The 1,860-nt window shown below is 58.6% G+C and carries 1 protein-coding gene and 1 pseudogene; one reads left to right on the forward strand and one right to left on the reverse strand.

Features of this window, described 5'->3' with window-relative positions; genetic code table 11:
• Positions 1-143 (reverse strand): annotated as a pseudogene (locus tag D8V06_RS25150) (ABC transporter permease); the annotation flags it as partial.
• Between the two features lie 341 nt (positions 144-484).
• Here D8V06_RS25150 and D8V06_RS25155 point away from each other — a divergent pair.
• The coding region (locus tag D8V06_RS25155) for a peptide chain release factor 3 (protein ID WP_130932035.1) at positions 485-1,860 on the forward strand (1,376 nt) is incomplete at its 3' end.

The raw sequence follows: 1,860 nt of genomic DNA on the forward strand, positions 1-1,860 counted from the left end.
AGAATCAGATGAGCTTGCAGGTAAAACAACAAATCGTCGCGGTAATGTTCGATCGTGTTGATGCCGATCCAGTGGATCAGCAGGGCCAGAAGGGCGATTACCAGCACGCCTCCTATCAGCCCTTTGCCATAGCGAATAGCCACAGGCGGACTCCTTTTTTTCAGTCGGCGAACGCCATTCCGTGTGGCATGCCATGCCTGGCTGCCGGAATAACGTTCGCGAGAAGTAGCTGATACCGAGCGCGCGCCCTGTAGGGACGGCGTACGGCTTATCGAGCCATAAGCGCAGCCTCGTCAGGCCGACAATGCAGATGTTTCATCCCCTGACGAATGGTCGTAACGGGGGAGTGGACGTCTCCGTGATTCAAAAGGTTCCCATCTGAAACAGCATTTGGCCACCCCTGATGTGCTCAACGGTTCGGTTCTTCGATCAACTTGGGCTATAATCTGCGCCCTTTTTTGAATCACCTGCCAGGCGATTTCCCATGACCAAACAGGCCGCCGAAGTCGCGAAACGCCGCACTTTCGCCATTATTTCCCACCCCGATGCCGGTAAAACCACCATCACCGAAAAGCTCTTGCTGATGGGCAAGGCGATTGCGGTAGCCGGCACGGTGAAGTCTCGCAAGTCCGACCGCCATGCCACCTCCGACTGGATGGAAATGGAAAAGCAGCGTGGTATCTCCATCACCACGTCGGTCATGCAGTTCCCGTATCGCGAGCACATGATCAACCTGCTCGACACCCCGGGCCACGAAGACTTCTCCGAAGATACCTATCGCACCCTGACGGCGGTGGACTCGGCGTTGATGGTGCTCGACGGCGGTAAAGGTGTAGAGCCACGGACCATTGCGCTGATGGATGTCTGCCGTCTGCGTGACACGCCGATCGTCAGCTTCATCAACAAACTCGACCGTGACATCCGCGACCCGATCGAACTGCTCGACGAAATCGAAGCGGTCCTGAAGATCAAGGCCGCGCCGATCACCTGGCCGATCGGCTGCTACCGGGACTTTAAAGGCGTGTATCACCTGGCCGATGACTACATCATCGTCTACACCGCCGGTCATGGTCATGAGCGCACCGAAACCAAGATCATCGAGAAGCTTGATTCCGATGAAGCGCGCGCGCACCTGGGCGACGAGTACGAGCGCTTCCTCGAACAACTCGAGCTGGTGCAAGGGGCCTGTCATGAGTTCAACCAGCAGGAATTCCTCGACGGCCAGCTGACCCCGGTGTTCTTCGGTACGGCGCTGGGCAACTTCGGTGTCGACCATGTTCTCGACGCTGTGGTCGATTGGGCTCCGCGCCCTCTGGCCCGGGTGGCCAACGAGCGCACCGTGGAGCCGGTGGAAGAGAAGTTCTCCGGCTTCATCTTCAAGATCCAGGCGAACATGGACCCGAAACACCGCGACCGCATCGCCTTCATGCGTATCTGCTCGGGCAAGTACGAAAAAGGCATGAAGATGCGCCACGTGCGCACCGGCAAGGACGTGCGGATCGGCGACGCCTTGACGTTCTTCTCCTCTGAGCGTGAGCAACTGGAAGAAGCATTTGCCGGCGACATCATCGGCCTGCACAACCACGGCACCATCCAGATCGGCGACACCTTCAGCGAAGGCGAAGTCCTGGGCTTCACCGGCATCCCGCACTTCGCCCCGGAACTGTTCCGCCGCGTGCGCCTGAAAGACCCGCTTAAATCCAAGCAACTGCGCCAGGGCCTGCAACAGCTGGCCGAAGAAGGCGCGACCCAGGTGTTCTTCCCGGAACGCAGCAACGACATCATCCTCGGCGCCGTCGGTGTGCTGCAGTTCGATGTGGTCGCCAGCCGTTTGAAAGAGGAATACAAGGTCGAGTGCTC

It is taken from the genome of Pseudomonas sp. Sample_24, from assembly GCF_004307605.1.
Taxonomy (GTDB): Bacteria; Pseudomonadota; Gammaproteobacteria; order Pseudomonadales; family Pseudomonadaceae; genus Aquipseudomonas.